Consider the following 16,987-nt stretch of genomic DNA (forward strand, 5'->3'; position numbering starts at 1 on the left):
CGTCCGTATGACCATCATTATACACCAATCAAATCCTTTACGCAAAGCCCCTACCATTGAATGGGGTTCCGTGACATAATCAATGTATACCGATTTGGGAGGGATTTGCTCTGTTGTCGCTCGACCGGCGGCGCGCGCTGGGGCCGTACCTGTGGGGGGCGGCGCTTTTCGGCCTGCTGCTGCAATTGCACAGCGTGTCATACCTGCTCACAGGCCGGGAGGGTGAGGCGCTGATGGCCTTTTTCTTCAGTTCGTCGATGGGCTTCGTCGCGCCCGTGATGCCGCTGCTTTCGGCGCTGCCGTTTGCGACCGGGTTTTGCGCCGATTGGAGGAGCGGCTTTGCGGCCGCCGCGGTGTCCCGCTCGGGCAAGCGCCGGTACCTGCATTCGAAGGCCGCCGCCTGCGCGCTGTCGGGGGCGCTCGCGTCGGCGCTCGGCATGCTGGCCTTTGTCGTGTTCCTGAACCTGTGGTTCCCGCCCGACTGGTCGCGCGAGCCGTTCATCGGCGACATCGAGGGGCTTGAGACGCTGCTCTTGGGCGGCGGCGCGGGCGCGTACCTCAAGTATTACGGCGCGCGGCTGCTGTTGGCGTCTTGCTCGGGCGCGTTCTGGGCGCTGTCCGCGCTGGCGTTCTCCGCCTTTTACCCCAACGTGCCGCTGACGCTGTGCGCGCCGCTGGTGCTGCACCGGCTGCTGCAGGAGCTGGGGCAGGCGCTGCTGCTGCCGCCCTTCCTCGACGTGACGCTGCTCGAGACCGGCGCGGCGGGGTTGCCGCCGCCGTTGACCCTGGCGGCGGGCGCCATCGTGTTCGGGGTATTGTGCGCCGCGCTGTGGCTGACCTTCGCGCTGCGCGCGGGGAGGAGGCTGCGCAATGCGTAACGCCCGGGCCTGCGCGCGCCATAACCTGCGGCGGCTGATCGCCACGCCGCGCGCGTGGGCGGTGCTGATTTTGACCTTGCTGTACGTGGAGAACCAGTTCGCGCCGATCCGGCTGATGCTGCAAGTGGAAAACCTGAAGCTCGGCTGGCCGGGCATGACCGCCTATTTCTTCAGCGACGCGCAGATCACGATGATGGCGGGGCTGATGGGGTTGATGCTGCTGTTTGACGTGCCGCTGACCGACGAGACGCAGCGCTACATCATCGCGCGCACCGGGCGCGGCGCATGGGGCCGCGGGCAGGTGCTGTATACGGTTGCGATGAGCGCGCTCTACTTGGCTGTCGTGGCGCTTGCGCTGCTTCTGTTCCAGCTGCCGTGGGCCGAGTGGTCGTCCGGGTGGTCGGGCGGGCTCGAGGGGTTGGTCAAAAACGGGCTGTACGAGCAATACGACACGATGCTCGACTACGACCCCTGGGTGATGGACGCCTACGCGCCGATCCAGGCGATGGGGCTGACGCTCGCGCTGCACGCGCTGGCCTACGCTTCGCTGGCGCTCACGCAGTTCGCGGTGAATGTGCGCTTCGCTTCGCGGCTGGGTTTCCTGGCCGCGTCCGCGCCGCTGCTGTTCGACGCGGTGATCGAGGAATTTTTCGGGACAGAGGCGTTTTATTTCTCGCCGGTCACGCTGTCGCGGCTGACCACGCTCGACTACGGCGACGGCATGGGCCGGCCGCCGGTGTGGTATGCGTTTGTCGTGCTGACGGGGCTGACGGCGGGGCTTGTGTTTTGGTGCGCGCGCCTGACCAAGCGAAGGGAGATGTTGTTGTGATCGTGCTCAAGGGGGTATGCAAGTCGTTTGGCCGGGAGGAAGTGCTCAGATCTGTCAGCGCGCGGTTCGAGACCGGGCTGATCCACGGGCTGGTGGGGCGCAACGGCTCGGGCAAGACGGTGCTGCTCAAGTGCATCGCGGGGCTGACGCGCGCGGACGCCGGGGTGGTCAAAGTGGACGGCAAGCGCGTGGGCGTGGAGATCGAGATGCCGCCGCGCATGGGCGCGATCATCGAGACGCCGGGGTTCCTGCCCAACTACTCGGGCTACCGGAATTTGAAGTTCCTGGCCGACATCCGGCGGGCGGTGGGGCGCGAGGAGATTTGCGCGGCGATGGAGCGCGTGGGGCTGGATCCGGGCAGCCGCAAGTGGGTGTCGCGCTACAGCCTGGGCATGCGCCAGCGGCTGGGCATCGCGCAGGCGATCATGGAGGACCCGGATTTGTTGATCCTGGACGAGCCGATGAACGGCCTGGACAACGACGGCGTGCGGCAAATGCGCGCTCTGTTCAGGCGGCTGCAAAAGGAGGGCCGCACGATCCTGCTGGCGAGCCACAATCCGCTGGACATCGACCGGCTGTGCGACACGGTCAGCGAGATGGACAAAGGGAAGCTGGTGGCGCTGTGAGGGGAGGGGCCCTTCCCGCCGCGGCGTGAAGGGTGTCCAGAGGGCGAAGCCCTTTGGCGGGGGTTTGGGGGCGGAGCCACCAAACCCCCGTTCTTGGCTCCCCGCGCCGCCGTATCCGCCCTCAGAACACAAGAACCGCGCGGCTGGTTTCGAGCTGCGGCGGCGCGGCGTTCCCGATGTCCCAAAATGTCGGGTGTCGCCCACAGGGCGACACCCGACATTTCGGGACGAGTCCGTCCCTGTTCCGCAAAACCGGCTTCGCCCGTCCCCCTGGATACGCGCCTTATGCGCTATGCTTTCCCCACAATCCTGTCCAACGCCTTGCGAATGACCTCGACGTCTTCCTCTAACGATGGGAAATCATTTACCCTGCCCTTGACCGGCAAAGAATCGCACAGCAAGTCGCTCATGGAGGCGTCTAAAGCAATCGCAATGCCTACCAGTGTTTCGACACTGGCCTTTCGGCTTCCCCTTTCGATGTGTCCAAGAAACGACAAGGAAATGCCCGCCTGCGAGGCCAACGTCCGCTGGGTCATTCGCAATCGCTTCCTACGGCGTCGTATCTCCTTCCCAAGCCCCCTGTAGTCGAGTGAACCGCTCATAGGCATTTCCTCCACTCTAAAGAATATCTATAGATAGGATTATACATCATATCTATCGATGTTGTCATGCGTTGATTGTACTCCTATCATAAATTGGTAAGGAGTGAGGCGAATGACCGCGCAAGCGTTTGGGAAGCGGATAAGGCAGCTTCGGGAAAAGGCGGGACTATCCCAGCTTGAGCTATCGCTGCGGTGCGACGAATTGTCCGCGTCCTATATCGGGTTCATCGAGCAGGGCAAGAAAGCGCCGACGATCACGACGATGAACAAGATTGCAGACGGCCTTGGCCTTACGCTGGGTGAGATTTTGGGCGACGATGAGCCGGCGATCATGTACGATCCTTCGATCAATCGCATGATTGCCTACGCGACCGCCTTGACGCCGGCCGAAAGAGACGATATGGTGGAGATTGTGAAGCTGATTAACAAGCGGTTTTCCAGATAGGCTTCCTTCAGCAGTCGGGGGCGCGGGCGACCACAGGTCGCCTTACGAAGGGTGCGCGGTTTTGCGAGGCGGAGAACTCGTCCTGAAGTACATAGACGCTGCCTGCCGGCAACGCCTATGTACTTCAGGACATCAGGGACGCCGCCCAGGCCCCGCTCAAGGGCTTTACCCTTAAGAATCCCTTCACCGCTCAAGCGGGAACCCGCTATTCTTCCGCCCGCAGCAGCTCCATCACCCGGCCGTAAAACCTGAGATTGTGCGCGGTCGCCAGGCGCAGCGCCTGCGCGTCGCCCACCTTGAACAGGTGGTGCAGGTACGCGCGCGAATGCCGCTTACACAGCGCGCAGTCGCAACCCTCCTCGATCGGCCGCCCGTCGGCAACATGCTTGTCGTCCAGCGCATAGTAAAACCCGTAAAACTTTCCGTCGGCGCGCCGCACGCCCTCGGGCGTCGCGCAGTTCTCCCTGAACATATAAAGCCGCTGGTGGCGCGCTTCGCGCGTCGGAATCACGCAGTCGAACAGCCCATACCCCATCCGGACACAGCGCACGATCTCCTCCGGCCGGCCCAGCCCCATCGCGTACTTGGGCAGTTCGTCCGGCATCGCGTCCGCCGCCGCTTGCAGGATGTCATCGCGCAGCTGCCCCGCCGAATCCAGCGGCCAGCCGCCAAAGCCATAGCCGTCGAAGCCGATCTCGGCGAGCCGCCGCCCACATTCCAGCCGCAGCGCGCGGTCGCCGCCGCCCTGCACGATGCCGAACAGCAGCGGCTTTTCGTCCGTCATTCCCCGCGTCAGCTTGTCGAACTCCGCGCGGCAGCGCGCGCCCCACTTGACCGTCAGCTCCACCGAGCGCCGCTGCGCCTCGGGCGGGTCGTCGGGGTGGGTGCACAGGTCGAGCGCCATCGCGATGTCGCTGCCGTATTGAAGCTGCGCCTGGATGCACTTCTCGGGCGTGAAGATGACCTTCTCCCGGCCCTGGTCGGGCCGGAAGATGATCTCGCCGTCGCGGATCTCGCCGTAGGCCGGGTTCTCGCGGATCAGCGAGAACAGTTGGAACCCGCCAGAATCGGTCAGGATCGTGCCGCCGTAGCCGGTGAATCGGTGCAGCCCGCCCAGGCGCTTAATCAGCCGCGCGCCCGGCCGGTTGTACAGGTGGTAACTGTTCATGACGAGGCCGTGCAGGCCCGACCGCTCCATGTCCTCGAACCCGGTCGCGCGCACCGCGCCGTGGGTCGCGTCGGGGAAAAACGCCGGAAGCGGTACCTCGCCGCGCCGCGTGACCAAAAGCGTCATTTTCCCACCTCCAGTTTTTCGCATACCCGAAGCGTCGCGCTGCGCGCGCGGGGATTGGCGGCAAGTTCCGCCTCGCCCGCCGTGATCGGCTTGCGCGTAACCAGCCGAACGGTCGGCTTCTTGCCGCACACGCACAGCGGCATGTGCTTGGGGCAGGTACAGGGGTCGGCCATGCCGCGCAGCGCGTTCTTCACGATGCGGTCTTCGAGCGAATGGAACGCGATCACGCACAACCGACCGCCCGGATTGAGCAGGTCGACAAGCTCGCGCAGCGCACGGTCCAACGGGCCCAGTTCGTCGTTGACCGCGATGCGCAGCGCCTGGAATGTGCGCCGCGCCGGGTGCGAGCCGTCCTTCGCGCGCACCTTCTTGGGCACCGCCGCGTCGATCACGGCGACCAGTTGCGCCGTGGTCTCGATCGGAGAGCGTGCGCGGCGGTCGACGAGCACGCGCGCGATCTGCGCCGCCCAGCTTTCTTCGCCGAAATCCCGGAGCACGCGCGCGATCTCGCCCTCGCTCCATTCATTGATGATTGTGCGCGCGGTCAGCGCCTGCCGCCGGTCCATGCGCATGTCGAGCGGCGCGTCGTCGTGGTAGGAGAACCCGCGCTCGCGCGCGTCCAGCTGGTGCGACGACACGCCGAGGTCGAGCAGCGCCCCATCGAGCGCGTCCACCCCGCGGGCACCGAGCAGCGCGCGCGCATCGTGGAAGTTGCCGCGCAGCGCGGCAAACCGGGCGTCCTTGAGGCGCGCGGAAGCCGCCGCGAGCGCGTCCTCGTCGCGGTCTATGCCGTAAAGCCGCCCGTTTGCGCCCAGCCGTTTCAGGATTTCGGCGCTGTGCCCGCCGCCGCCCAGCGTGCCGTCGAGGTAGGTGCCGTCCGGGCGGATTGCGAGGCCGCCCACGCATTCGGCGAGCAACACCGGCAGATGATGAAAGCCCATGCGATTCTCGTCCATGGATTTATCATACCACAGCGTGCGGGAAAAGAAAAGCGCGAACCGGGGCGGCTTCGAGCCTCCGGTTCGCGCGTAGGTATACGAGGGAAACGCGCGGATGCGATGGTCTGAACTCGACGCCCCGCAACGGGAACGCCGAATACTGCAATCAGGTCGCCACCCCGTCCTCCGGGCATCCCTCCAAAGGGGGAAACCGCATACGCGCATCACCAGCGATTGCCGCAATCCGGGCATACCCAGTCGGCTTTGTCGGAGAACATGCCGAGGAACCCCCGCTTTTTGGGGGCTTCCTCCACCTGCGCGCCGCCGCAACGCGGGCACGAGGGGCCCGACTGCGCGGATTCGCCGAGCGCGTTCATCTTTTCCTCGTCCAGGCTCTTGAGCTGCTCATAGTACATGTCGGCGCGGAAGCCGGGGCCGGAAGAGGCGTAGGTCTCGACCATCTTTTTGAGCAGGATCGTGCGGTCGGACGGCCGCGATTGCATGTATTGCTGCCGCGTGACCCGCGTGAGCACCACCTCGGCGCCGCAGAAGGTGCATGCCCCGCCGCCTTTCACGTAGGAATGCCGCCCGCATTGCGGGCAGATGGCCACCATGAGTACGCTGTCCATAACCAACACCACTTTCCCCCGGCGCTCGGTCAAGGGGGGCCCGAGCGCCGGTTTCACCTGATTCATCATAAATTACAAATGTCTGTAACCTATCATTATATATCGGCGGAAGCATCGGAAAGTTAACACCGACGCACAATAGGTTAACGCCGGCTTGTTGGACATGCGTTTATCCTATTATTCTTATGGAAAACAAGGGGAGCGGAGTCCGGAACTGCGACGTGTCGGACGAGGCCGGCGTCCAGGCCGCGTAATCCCGCGCGCAGGCGGCTCTATGCGCCATCTTGCGCCTGCAAAATCCTCGACGTAGCGCCGCTACGCCTTCAAATTGCGATCGCACGACCTATCCGAGCACGCTTTGCGCCAGGAAGCGGCCCAGCTGCCGGATGAACGGTTGGCGGCGGTCCAGCAGGTGGCTCAGGATGGCGAGCGGGCCCTCCTTCCCGGGGGCTTGCTCGCCGGCGTCCAGGATGGCTTTTGAAAGTGCGGATAGGCTGAACACCCTGAGCGGATCGACGCCGGCATCGGCGGCCGCGGCCTCGATCAGCGCGAGCATCAAATCCTCGTAGCCGTAGTTGTGCTCAAGTTTCAAATGCGTGCCGAGTTCGGGCAGGATGCGCTCGAACAACAGGCGCTTGGGCGGCAGGTCGGGCAGCATGAAGGCTCCCCGCATGTCCGCGATCAGGCTGTCCGGCAGTTTAAGGAAGCGCTGCACCGCATCCGACCCTTGCCATGGCTCGACGTAGTAGCTGCGGCCCTTGAGAGCGCGCAGCATCTTGAGCGCGTCCAGGTAGCCGATCGAAAGGTTGCGCAGCGCCTGCTCGTTGTCGAACGACATCACGTTGCCAAGGTCGCGCGAGGGCGAGATGATGGTGATCTTGGCGTCGGTCTTGGGCGGGAAGAACAGCCCGGGGCCGCCCGTTCGGATGGCGATCACCTCGTCGAAACCCAGGTCGGTCAGCAGGTTGATCGGGCAGTTGTTGAACAGCCCGCCGTCCAGGAACGTATGCTCGCCGATGACTTGTGGCTGGAACCCCGGAAACGAGGCGCTGGCCATCACGTAGTCGAGCAGCGCCCCCTCGGGGATGTCCTGGAGGAGCAGCTGATAGGGCTTGAACTCGGTCACCGACACGGTCACCAGGCCGTACACCTTGCCCGAGGCGCGCAGCCGCGCCTCGTCGATCAGCTCGCCGATCTTCGCCTTCATGCGCGTCGTGTCCACGCCCTTGTGCAGCCCCGTTTGGCGAAGCTCGCCGATCAGCCCTCTGACATCCGCGACGAAGTCGCCCCCAAACGAGCGCTCGCCCAGCTTCAGCAGCTTGACCAGCGGGTCGCTGAACAGCATCTCGGGCGTGACCGAGCGCCACATCCGCTCCAATGGGTCAAAATCGCCCTGGGCCAGCACGGCGGCGTTGATCGCGCCGATCGAGGTGCCCACGTAGCCGTCGAACGCGTAGCCCGCTTCGTAGAGCGCCTTTATCGCGCCCACATGGTAGGCGCCGCGCGCCCCGCCGCCCTCCAATGCCACGCCGACCATGCCGCGACCTCTCCTTTCGCTTTCATAGGGACAGGGAACATTATACCGCGGTGCGCGGTCACTTAATCCCGATCACTCCACAATCACGATCGTGCCCTTCGGGCAGGTTTCGTAGAGCCATTTGGCGTCCTCGACCGATAGGCGCACACAGCCGTGCGAGGCGCGCCGGCCGAGCAGCGCGACCGAGGTGGGGTTGACCGAGGCCTCGTCGCGGCTGGAGAACAGCACCGAATGGAACATGATGTCGCCGTCGATGTAGTAGGTGTAGCGCCCCCATACGTAGTATTTCGAGAAGTAGTGCCACTTTTCCTGCTGGCCGGTCTTGAGAAACACGCCGCGCGGCGTCCACTCGTCGAGCAGGCCGGTCGAGCAGATCATCGTGCGCTCGAGCCTGTATTCGCCGTCCTCGCCCAGGCGGTAGGCATAGGTCTTCTGGTCCTCCAGGCTGACGCGCAGCCGCCACGGGGTTTTGTTCTCGACAGCGTCTGGCCCGAACAGGAGGTTCTGCGTCAGTGCGCCCGCTTTGCCGTCGTCCTTGAGGCCGTTCGCCTGCTGGAACGCCTTGAGCGCGGCGACCGAGCTCTTGCCGAACCGGCCGTCCACCATGCGGTGCAGCAGGTACCCGAGCGCGTTCAGCCGCCTTTGCACGCGCAGCGCCTGCGCGCCCTTGCTGCCCAGGCCCACGTCCGCGCGGTAGGCCGGCAGCGCGCCGTCCAGCAGGCGCTGCTGCGTCGCTACGCTCAGCGTGCGCAAATCGGTGAATTCACCGGCCCAGTTGACCTCGAGCGCGGTGAGGTGCTCGGCCAGCCGTTCAAGCGCCTGTTCCATGGCGTCGTCATATTGCTTGCCCGCCACCCCGTACAGCATGCCCAGGTCGATCAACCGCTGCTGGATGCGCTGAACCGACGCGCCGTTGTCGCCCTTGGTCAGCGTGCGCGGCACAGGGTAGGGCGAGCGCGGCGCGTCCTCGCGGTAGAGGAGCGCATGGAACTCGCGGCCGGCGACGCCGGTCAGCGGCAAGCCGCACGCACCCTCAAACGCCGTCGCCGCCGCCTCGGTATACTCGTCGAAGATGCCGCTCGGCTCGCCCTCCATGTAACCCAGCGCAATCAGCCGCGCCTGCAGGCGCCGAACCGCCTCGCCCGTGGCGAAGCGCGCCAGATCCGACAGGTAGGGCTGATAATTGGGGTCGTTCAGCAAGGCCATCGTGCCGAGGTCGGCCGCACCGGTCGCCTCCACCGCCTGGCCCTGCTCAGCCAGATGGCGCTGGAAGTCCTTGACCGCGCGCTGGGTGGAACTGCCGTACATGCCGTCCACCGCGCCGGTCAGGAAGCCGTAATGGCGCAGCCTGCCTTGCAGCGCGGCCACGTCGTCGCCCTTGTCGCCCTTCTTAAGCGCGCGCGGCGCGGGCGCGGCGTCCGGCATGTAGAGTGCTTCCAAGGTATCCCCGTCGGCGGTGCCGGTCGGGGGCAGCGCGTGCGCCCGCTGAAACGCGGCCAGCGCCGCGCCGGTGCGCTCGCCAAAGATGCCGTCGGCGGCATCCGCGAGGTAGTTCAATTCGTTGAGCCTCGCCTGCATCCGCTTGACCGCCTCGCCCCGCGCGCCCGCGCCCAGCGCGCCGTTCGCCCGCACCGGTATGGCCGCCAGCAGCAAAATACAGGCCGCAAAAATCATCAGCCGCCTCAACCCGATCCCCCCGTACTGACGCATGATGCCACCCATTATACTGGCATATTGTGTCATTAGTGCGATGCTCCGCATGAACTTTATCGGCAAGTCAAAAACCCAGCAAATTGATAGGAATATAATTGTGCAACATGCACTACGGTCTGGGTGGGTTGTGCAAAGAATACAATATGCATCGAAAATATCAAGCGAAATAACATGACTTAATCAGAATTTGACGTGGGGTGCATCATTTCATAATGACAGAATGAGGTTTTTGCCATATAATACAGATGGTTCCAAGGAACCGGGGCAAATATCAATGGCAAAGGAGGGATACCGTGAATATCCGGATTCAAGTAGACAACATGAGGGAAGCCGAGCGTCTGAGCAACATCTGCAATCAGTTCCCCTACGAAATGTTCCTGCGCGTGAACAAGTTCGCCGCCGACCCGAAGTCGACGCTGGGCGTGCTGGCGATGATGTACGCCGATAAGACCAATCTGGTGATCGACACCGGCGATATGCCGGACGAAGTCATCATGGACTTTTCGGAGAAGCTGTCCGATTTCGTGGTGCCGGCCGAGGAGTAGTCCATCGGCTCGGCATAGGGCGACCATCCCCTCCGCCGCGTGAAAACCCGGGCGTACCCAAGCGCCCCATGAAAGCGGTCCACGCGGCAGGCGCGGGCTCTGGTTCGCCATACGGCGCGCCTGCAAGGGGCAGGTGCGTGAGAAGAGAGTGTGAGACGTAGTCTGATTCGTGAAAGGAGACTAAAAAATGAAAATTTATAACATTCAGAAGCCCGAGAAGTTGTTTGCGAAGCTCGACGCCTGCGAGGGCAAGGTGGACATCGTGCTGCCGGACGGGCAGAAGTCCGAGTGGGCCAAGGACGGCGAACTGGTCAAGGCGCTGTGGAAGACCATGCCCGACAAGCATCTGACCAACATGGAGCTCAAGCTCGAAAAGGGCCGCGACGCGCTGAACGTCATCGACTTTCTGATGCGCGGCAACTGCGCCTGATGCGCGGCGCGGGGCATTCGCCCCAAACGTCGCTTTAGTAGAAGCCCGTCCGCGAAACGCGGACGGGCTTCGTGCTGTCCAACATGCCCCGGGCTCCCGGGAAAACGGGCGATTGCGTTGGATTTGGCATCTTTACGCCTACGGCACGACGCTATATTCGTAGGGCCGGTACCCATAATTCTCCTGCGGCAGGGTGATGCCCGCCCGATTGCGCGGTAGACGAAGCGTCGGCAGGGCTCGAAAAGCGGGTACGGAGGCTTGGGGTTACGCCCTGCGGGGGCTACCACCCCGCCTGCGGGCACCCCTCCAGGGAGGGGAATAGGTGGCCATTCCCCTCCTCGGAGGGGTGGCGCGGAGCGACGGGGTGGTGAGCCTGTCGGCAGGGCTCGAAAAAGCAGGTACGGAGGCTTGGGGGTTACGCCCTGCGGGGGCTACCACCCCGCCTGCGGACACCCCTCCTGGGAGGGGAATAGGTGGCCATTCCCCTCCTCGGAGGGGTGGCGCGGAGCGACGGGGTGGTGAGCCTGTCGGCAGGGCTCGAAAAGCAGGTACGGAGGCTTGGGTTACGCCCTGCGGGGGCTACCACCCCGCCTGCGGACACCCCTCCAGGGAGGGGAATGGGGGAGGGCACGGTTGCAAAGAGCCTCTACGGCGAGCGCGAAGCGCCTCGCCCCGGGGGAAGGGGGGGCAGAAGTCCCCGTAGCAAGCGCCCACGGGCATGTGCCGGGGGCGCGAATGCGATTGCGGCCAAGGGAGGCCCCGCGCGTCAGTGCGCCCGCTCTCGCATCGTCGCCAGCACGATCAGCGCCAGCGCCGGGCCGACCAACCACAGCTGGAACCAGTGCCCGAACGACGCGCCCATCAGATAGAACGCGCCCAGCAGCATCACGGCGATGATCGCCTGGTTCGCCTTCGCGCGAATCAGCCGCCCCGCCGCCGTGTAGTACAGCGGGATCGTGAAAAACAGCATCCAACCGGGATGCCAGAAGTCCCAGGCGAACCCGACCACCAGATAGAGGATGGCCACCAGCAGCGGATAGGGGATGCGGTCGAGGTCGAACCCACCATCGGGACTGAGCGCGGTATAGTACACCGGAATCGTCAGATACAGCATCCAGCCCGGGTGCCACAGGTCGAACAGAAACCCGATCAGCATATAGACCGAGAACACGATGATCGGATAGGGGAACAGCTTGAGGTTGACCCGTCCGTCAGCCCCCTGGAACCGCCACACCGGGCCGTCGGGCGCGCCGGCCTTGTTTCGCGCGGCCTTTGCGTCGGGCGCCGCCGCGCGACCCTTGCCGCGCGGGCGTCGCCGGAGCGAGATGCGCAGCCGCCGGGACGCCTGGGCGTCCGGCGCGCTCGCGCCTTGTTCCGCCGCGGGCGCGTTGTCCGCCTGCCGGGCGAGCCGCGCGAACAGCGCGTCGTCCTCGGCCTCCGGGTCCATCTTGAGCAGCTCGTCAAGCGACACCTGATACAGCTTCGCCAGCGCGATCAGGTTGTCGGTGTCGGGCGAAGATTCCGCCCGCTCCCACTTCGATATGGCCTGGCGGCTGATGCCCAGCCGGTCGGCCAGTTGCTCCTGGCTGAGCCCGCTCTGCTTGCGCAGCGCCGCCAGCCGGTTTGCGATTTCAATGTTCATGTGAATCCCCCTTTATGCGGACAGTTTACCACAGACAGGTCCGGTTGCGCCATACACTCTGGGCTACAGCTGCGCAACTTTTGGTTGCAGGGGGCGATTTTGCGGGACGCGGGAGGTCAGTCCTATGGCGTCCGGGCGTTAATCAACGATAGAACATTTGGATATAGGCCTCCACATCCGCCCTCGTCCCGGTGAACGGGCCGGGGGTTTCCATCTTCAGCGATACCAGCGCGGCGGCGGTCAGCAGCGCCCGGTCGATCGGCTGGTTAAGCCGCTCGGTGATGTAGGCGGCGAAGCAGGTGTCGCCCCGGCCCGTGCGCCCGGACAGGTTGCGCGGCACGAGCGGCTCTGCGTAAAAGCGCTCGCCGTCATAGACGATCGCCTCGGTGTTGTGGGTAATCATGACCTCCCGCGCACCCCAGCCGTGCAGCAGCTTCGCGGCCTCGTAGCGGTCGGACAGGCCGGTCATGATCTCGGCCTCCGCGGCGTCGGTCTTCAAAAATCGGATCATCGGAAGGTACGTTCGCTTCTCCGGCCAATCGCCAAAGGCCATGATTCCCTCCGGGCCCTCGGCACGGCGCAGCATGCACTGCACGTCCAGCGCGCACAGCGCCCGGCCCGCCGCCCACTCGATGATCGATCCGTCGAAGTCGCCGTACATCAGCCCGGCGATATGGACGATCGACGCGTCCACGTCGGGCAGCTCGTCCGTGCGGTAAGGCTCGATCCGGCTGATCGCGCGGCAGGTGCGCCGCTCCTTGTCCGCCGTATGGTATACGTTTTCAATCGATGTGCAGGCGGGGCTTTCAAGCGGACGCACGTCCACATGGGCCGCGCCCGCAAAGCGCGCCGCGACGTCCACCTCGCCCAAGTTCGCCTTGGGCAGCACGCAGGTTCGGTGTCCGAGCGCCGAGGCGGCGAAGCCCGAGGCCACCACCGCGCCGCCGAGCTCGCGCACCTCGCGCCCATTGTGGTCCACATTGATGTCCAGTGATACCTGGCCCAGGATCAGCAAGTCGTAATCGCGCATGAAAAATTACCCCTCCTCGTTTTACATCGTGCTTTTTCGAACGACCAGGTGGGTGGCGACCCTGCGCACGCGGCTGGCAAGATCGGGGTCTTCGATCTGCGCTATCAGCTCGCGCACGGCAATTGTCCCCATCTCAAACGGCCCGGCCTTGACGGTGGTCAGCGGCGGCCAGACGCTGTCGGCCAGTGCGATGTCGTCGAAGCCGGCCACCGCCATGTCGCCCGGCACCGATAATCCGGCCTCGTGCAAGGCGCGCAGCGCGCCGATGGCCAGGCTGTCGGCCGCGGCGAACAGCGCCGTGGGCCGATGGCCCGAGCGCAGCAGCGCGGCCATGGCGCGGGCGCCGGAGGCGGGCGTGTTGTCCGTGACGACCAACGGCGTGCCCTCCACGGCGTGCGGCTCGAGGCCGAACAGAGCGAGCTTCTCCGCGTCCGGGCGCGGGTAGCCCCCCCACGGATCGCACGCGGGCTTGAGGTTCGGGTTGGCGTATACGGGCAGGCCGCGGCGGTGATGGGCGTTCAGGTAGGCGAGGTAGCGCAGATGGTAGCTGACGTGGCTGAGACGGTCGCTCAAAAAGGCGATTTGCCGATGGCCCCGCTCGAACAGGTGGTCCATCATGGCCGTCGCCCCGCCGTAGTCGTCCTGGACGATGAACGCGTTGTGCTGCGTGGACAGCACGTCGTTGACCAGCACCAGCGGAATGCGCCGCCGCCTGAACTCATTAACGGCCGGAAGCGGCGTGAACGAGGTCAGGATTGCGCCGTCGATGCTGTCCTGAATGAAGTGTTCCTCAAAAGTATCGTCGTCCTGGTCGCTGGAGGTGACTACGATGTGATAGCCCGACTGCTTGGCTTCGACCATCGCCCCGTCGAGCAAGGGGCCAAAAAAGGTGTGCGCGAAATAGGGCAACTGCTTGCGGTAGATGCACAGCCCCAAAATGCCCGAGCGCTTTGTGGCCACGGCCCGGGCCAGCGCGTTGGGTACGTAGCCCAGCCCCTTGGCGATGCGCTCGATGTGCAGCCGCGTCTCGGCCGCCACCAGCGGCGAACCCGCGAGCGCCCGCGAGGCCGTGGCCTTCGAAACGCCGGCCAGCTTGGCGACATCGCTCAACTTGGTTTGTGCGCTCATAAATTTTTGCTCAAACCCCTTGCATTCTCGAGAAAATTCGTTTATACTGGCGTTGATGACAGATACAACCGGTTTCATTCCATCGATATTGTAAACCATCCCGGCGCATTTGTCAATTCTATTTTTCGTGGAGGGCGAATGATTCGACCGACCATCACCGCGCACTCGGGCTGCGAGGGCACGGCAAGCGGCTCCATGGCGGCCATTGTGACCGGCATCGAACTGGGCGCGGACATCGTGGAGGTGGACGTGCGCCGCGTACCCGGCCTGGGGTTCGTGCTTTCGCACGACGCGGTGAGCGGCCCCGCCGGTCTCGTGACGCTCGAGGCGGCGTTCGCGCAACTCAAAAAGCATCCGGGCGTGGGCATCAACTGCGACTTGAAGGTCTACGGCCTCGCGGAGGACGTGCTCGCGCTCGCGGACGATTGCGCGCTTGCCAAGGGGCAGCTGGCGTTCTCGGGCAGCCTGAGACCGAGCGAGCTGCGCGCGAACCCCGCGATCGCCCGGCGCGCGGGGGTATACCTGAACATTGAAGAAGCGCTCGCCGAGCTGTATCGCGCGCGCCATCCGGAAGCCGCGCCCGCGGACGAACACGCGTGGGACACCGTGCGGGGGCGTGTGATGGAGGACTTCGAATCATGGATCGAGCCGTTGGTCGATCTTTGTTCGAGCCTGCCCATCCGCGCGCTCAACCTGCCCCCTCAGCCGTTCGGGCCCTGGCTTCAGCGGCTGGGCGAGGCGGGCGCGCGCTGCTCGGTCTGGACGATCGACGAGTCGGAGGCCATGCGCGGATTCATGGCCGCGCCGTATATCATAAACCTGACCACCCGGCGCGCGCGGCTGGCGCTCGATATAAGGCAAGCGATGAGGGGGAAGGATCGATGGTCGTGATGTCGCCCAGGCGCATGTACCATACAATGGGCCGCAGGCGGTATTGGGAGTACTTGCTGCTGGTCGCGTTCCTGCTGTTTTTCTACGGGCCGCTTTTGCACATGTTCATGCTGGCGTTCGCCGATAAGTACGAAGCGCCCGGCGTTTTGCCACAGGCGTTCGGGTTCAAGTGGTGGGCCTACGTGCTCAGCCAGCCCACGCTGGTCAGTTCGATTTCGCTGTCGTTTGTGATCGCGGCGATCACGACGGCGCTGTCGATGCTGATCTGCCTGCCGGCCGCCTACGTGCTGGCGCGTTACGACTTCCCCGGGCGCAGGGCGGTCATGTTCTCGTTCCTGCTGGGCAACGCGTTCCCCAAGATCGGCATCTACACCTCGATCGGCATCATCTTCTACCGGATCGGGCTGATGGGCACCTTCCCGGGCGTCCTGATTATCCACCTGCTGGGCGGCATGATGATGATGATCTGGCTGCCCACCAACGCGTTCCGCTCGGTGCCCCGGCAGCAGGAGGAGGCCGCGCGCGACGCGGGCGCGGGGCCGATCCGCACCTTCTTCTCGGTGACGCTGCCCATGGCCTGGCCGGGGATCGCGGTGGCGGCCATGTTCGCCTTCATCGGCTCGCTGGGCGAGAACCAGGGCACGCTGCTGGTCGGACTGCCCAAGTACCGCACCATGCCCGTGGAGATGTACGGCGTCATATTGGACTACCCGGCTACGGCGGGCGCGGTGTTCGCGCTGATCCTCTTGATCCCCAACATCCTGCTGCTGACGCTGATGCGCCGGTACGTGGGACCGGAGACGCTGTCCAAAGGCTTCAAGATGTAATACCAATAATCACTTCGATTGGTATGAAGGAGGGCTCACATTGGCCACCGCTAAACTCGAAATCCGCGACATGACCATGCTGTACAAGAACGGCGACGGGGTCAGGGGCATCAACCTGTCCGTCGAAAAGGGGGAGCTGGTGACGCTGCTCGGGCCCAGCGGCTGCGGCAAGACCACGATCCTCAGGACGATCGGCGGCTTCATCCAAAATCAGGAGGGGCAGGTGCTGATCGACGGCGTGGACGTGGCGGGCCTGCCGCCCGAAAAGCGCCCGACGGCGATGGTGTTTCAAAGCTACAACCTGTGGCCGCACATGACGGTCTATGAGAACATGGCCTTCGGGCTCAAGCTGCGCAAGGTGCCCAGGGCCGAGCAGAAAAAGCGCATCACCGAAATGCTCGAGCTCATCAAGATGCTGGGCTTTGAAAAGAAGTATCCGACCCAGATGTCCGGCGGCCAGCAACAGCGCATCGCGATCGGGCGGTCGCTGCTGCTCAAGCCCGACGTGCTGCTGCTCGACGAGCCTTTTTCCGCGCTGGACGCCAAGATTCGCTCCCAGATGCGCGAGGAACTGCGCAAGATCCAGACCGACCTGAACATCACCGTCGTGTTCGTGACCCACGATCAGGAAGAGGCGATGGCCCTGAGCGACCGCATCGTGGTCATGAACAAGGGCGTGTTCGAGCAGATCGGCGCGCCCCAGGACATCTACAACCGCCCGGCCAGCCGCTATGTGGCCGACTTCATCGGCGAGATGAACTTCATCGAGACGGCAAGCGGCACCCTGGCCGTCCGCCCCGAGAACATCACGGCGAGCGCGGGCGCCGGCGGCGACCTCGACGGCTATGTCCGCAACATCATGATGCTGGGCCACTACCTCGAGATGACGGTCGATACCGACGGGGGCATCGTGAAGCTGTTCGTGTCGGCGGAGGAGGCCGCCCGGTTCAAGAAGGGCGACCAGGTCGCGCTGACGTTCGGCGAGAAACGCGAGTTTGCATGA

General features: G+C 64.5%; 18 protein-coding genes. 9 read left to right on the plus strand and 9 right to left on the minus strand.

What is annotated here, in order from left to right; all coding sequences use genetic code 11:
* The first annotated feature begins 113 nt into the window (after positions 1-113).
* Genes ACH6CV_RS06740 through ACH6CV_RS06750 form a run of 3 tightly spaced genes read left to right on the plus strand, consistent with a single transcriptional unit; the run spans position 114 to position 2,333 of the window.
* Complete coding sequence (locus tag ACH6CV_RS06740) at positions 114-878, plus strand: hypothetical protein (protein WP_456357412.1); 765 nt, start codon at positions 114-116, stop codon at positions 876-878.
* Positions 871-1,707, plus strand: coding sequence for a hypothetical protein (locus ACH6CV_RS06745; RefSeq protein ID WP_456357413.1), 837 nt, complete (start codon positions 871-873; stop codon positions 1,705-1,707). The genes ACH6CV_RS06740 and ACH6CV_RS06745 overlap by 8 nt, the downstream gene beginning before the upstream one ends.
* Entirely contained in the window at positions 1,704-2,333 is a 630-nt protein-coding gene (locus ACH6CV_RS06750; RefSeq protein WP_456357414.1) for an ATP-binding cassette domain-containing protein, read from the plus strand. Before ACH6CV_RS06745 ends, ACH6CV_RS06750 begins: the two co-directional genes overlap by 4 nt.
* 290 nt (positions 2,334-2,623) lie before the next feature.
* On the opposite strand, the gene ACH6CV_RS06755 is transcribed toward ACH6CV_RS06750, so the two are convergent.
* A complete protein-coding gene (locus ACH6CV_RS06755; RefSeq protein ID WP_456357415.1) occupies positions 2,624-2,941 on the minus strand; it encodes a helix-turn-helix domain-containing protein in 318 nt (105 codons plus the stop codon).
* Positions 2,942-3,047: 106 nt separating this feature from the next.
* Between ACH6CV_RS06755 and ACH6CV_RS06760 the strand changes: the two genes are divergently transcribed.
* Positions 3,048-3,380, plus strand: coding sequence for a helix-turn-helix domain-containing protein (locus ACH6CV_RS06760; protein WP_456357416.1), 333 nt, complete (start codon positions 3,048-3,050; stop codon positions 3,378-3,380).
* Between the two features lie 205 nt (positions 3,381-3,585).
* On the opposite strand, the gene ACH6CV_RS06765 is transcribed toward ACH6CV_RS06760, so the two are convergent.
* The 5 genes from ACH6CV_RS06765 to ACH6CV_RS06785 all read right to left on the minus strand — a co-directional run bounded on the left by ACH6CV_RS06765 (position 3,586) and on the right by ACH6CV_RS06785 (position 9,452).
* Positions 3,586-4,674 (minus strand): tRNA-guanine transglycosylase, encoded by a 1,089-nt coding sequence (locus ACH6CV_RS06765; RefSeq protein WP_456357417.1) that lies wholly within the window; start codon positions 4,672-4,674, stop codon positions 3,586-3,588.
* On the minus strand, positions 4,671-5,615 hold the full coding sequence (gene rsmH, locus ACH6CV_RS06770; protein ID WP_456357418.1) for a 16S rRNA (cytosine(1402)-N(4))-methyltransferase RsmH: 945 nt from the start codon (positions 5,613-5,615) through the stop codon (positions 4,671-4,673). The genes ACH6CV_RS06765 and rsmH overlap by 4 nt, the downstream gene beginning before the upstream one ends.
* 221 nt (positions 5,616-5,836) lie before the next feature.
* On the minus strand, positions 5,837-6,241 hold the full coding sequence (locus tag ACH6CV_RS06775; protein WP_456357419.1) for a hypothetical protein: 405 nt from the start codon (positions 6,239-6,241) through the stop codon (positions 5,837-5,839).
* Positions 6,242-6,584: 343 nt separating this feature from the next.
* Positions 6,585-7,778 (minus strand): patatin-like phospholipase family protein, encoded by a 1,194-nt coding sequence (locus ACH6CV_RS06780; protein ID WP_456357420.1) that lies wholly within the window; start codon positions 7,776-7,778, stop codon positions 6,585-6,587.
* 72 nt (positions 7,779-7,850) lie between these two features.
* Positions 7,851-9,452: a L,D-transpeptidase family protein gene (locus ACH6CV_RS06785; protein ID WP_456357421.1), complete on the minus strand. Its 1,602-nt coding sequence runs from the start codon at positions 9,450-9,452 to the stop codon at positions 7,851-7,853.
* 332 nt (positions 9,453-9,784) lie between these two features.
* On the opposite strand from ACH6CV_RS06785, the gene ACH6CV_RS06790 reads away from it, so the two are divergent.
* Positions 9,785-10,036 (plus strand): hypothetical protein, encoded by a 252-nt coding sequence (locus ACH6CV_RS06790; RefSeq protein WP_456357422.1) that lies wholly within the window; start codon positions 9,785-9,787, stop codon positions 10,034-10,036.
* Between the two features lie 187 nt (positions 10,037-10,223).
* Positions 10,224-10,466, plus strand: coding sequence for a hypothetical protein (locus tag ACH6CV_RS06795; protein WP_456357423.1), 243 nt, complete (start codon positions 10,224-10,226; stop codon positions 10,464-10,466).
* 766 nt (positions 10,467-11,232) lie between these two features.
* Here the strand turns inward: ACH6CV_RS06795 and ACH6CV_RS06800 are convergent.
* From ACH6CV_RS06800 to ACH6CV_RS06810, 3 genes are all read right to left on the minus strand, one after another.
* A complete protein-coding gene (locus ACH6CV_RS06800) occupies positions 11,233-12,108 on the minus strand; it encodes a helix-turn-helix domain-containing protein (RefSeq protein WP_456357424.1) in 876 nt (291 codons plus the stop codon).
* Between the two features lie 142 nt (positions 12,109-12,250).
* Complete coding sequence (locus tag ACH6CV_RS06805) at positions 12,251-13,138, minus strand: PfkB family carbohydrate kinase (RefSeq protein ID WP_456357425.1); 888 nt, start codon at positions 13,136-13,138, stop codon at positions 12,251-12,253.
* Between the two features lie 21 nt (positions 13,139-13,159).
* Positions 13,160-14,266 (minus strand): LacI family DNA-binding transcriptional regulator, encoded by a 1,107-nt coding sequence (locus ACH6CV_RS06810; protein WP_456357426.1) that lies wholly within the window; start codon positions 14,264-14,266, stop codon positions 13,160-13,162.
* A gap of 138 nt (positions 14,267-14,404) precedes the next feature.
* On the opposite strand from ACH6CV_RS06810, the gene ACH6CV_RS06815 reads away from it, so the two are divergent.
* From ACH6CV_RS06815 to ACH6CV_RS06825, 3 genes are all read left to right on the plus strand, one after another.
* A complete protein-coding gene (locus tag ACH6CV_RS06815; protein ID WP_456357427.1) occupies positions 14,405-15,157 on the plus strand; it encodes a hypothetical protein in 753 nt (250 codons plus the stop codon).
* On the plus strand, positions 15,148-15,984 hold the full coding sequence (locus tag ACH6CV_RS06820; RefSeq protein ID WP_456357428.1) for an ABC transporter permease: 837 nt from the start codon (positions 15,148-15,150) through the stop codon (positions 15,982-15,984). The genes ACH6CV_RS06815 and ACH6CV_RS06820 overlap by 10 nt, the downstream gene beginning before the upstream one ends.
* A gap of 70 nt (positions 15,985-16,054) precedes the next feature.
* Complete coding sequence (locus ACH6CV_RS06825) at positions 16,055-16,987, plus strand: ABC transporter ATP-binding protein (protein ID WP_456357443.1); 933 nt, start codon at positions 16,055-16,057, stop codon at positions 16,985-16,987.

This window comes from Anaerozeibacter quisquiliarum (assembly GCF_051162045.1).
GTDB lineage: Bacteria > Bacillota > Clostridia > Christensenellales > Aristaeellaceae > Anaerozeibacter > Anaerozeibacter quisquiliarum.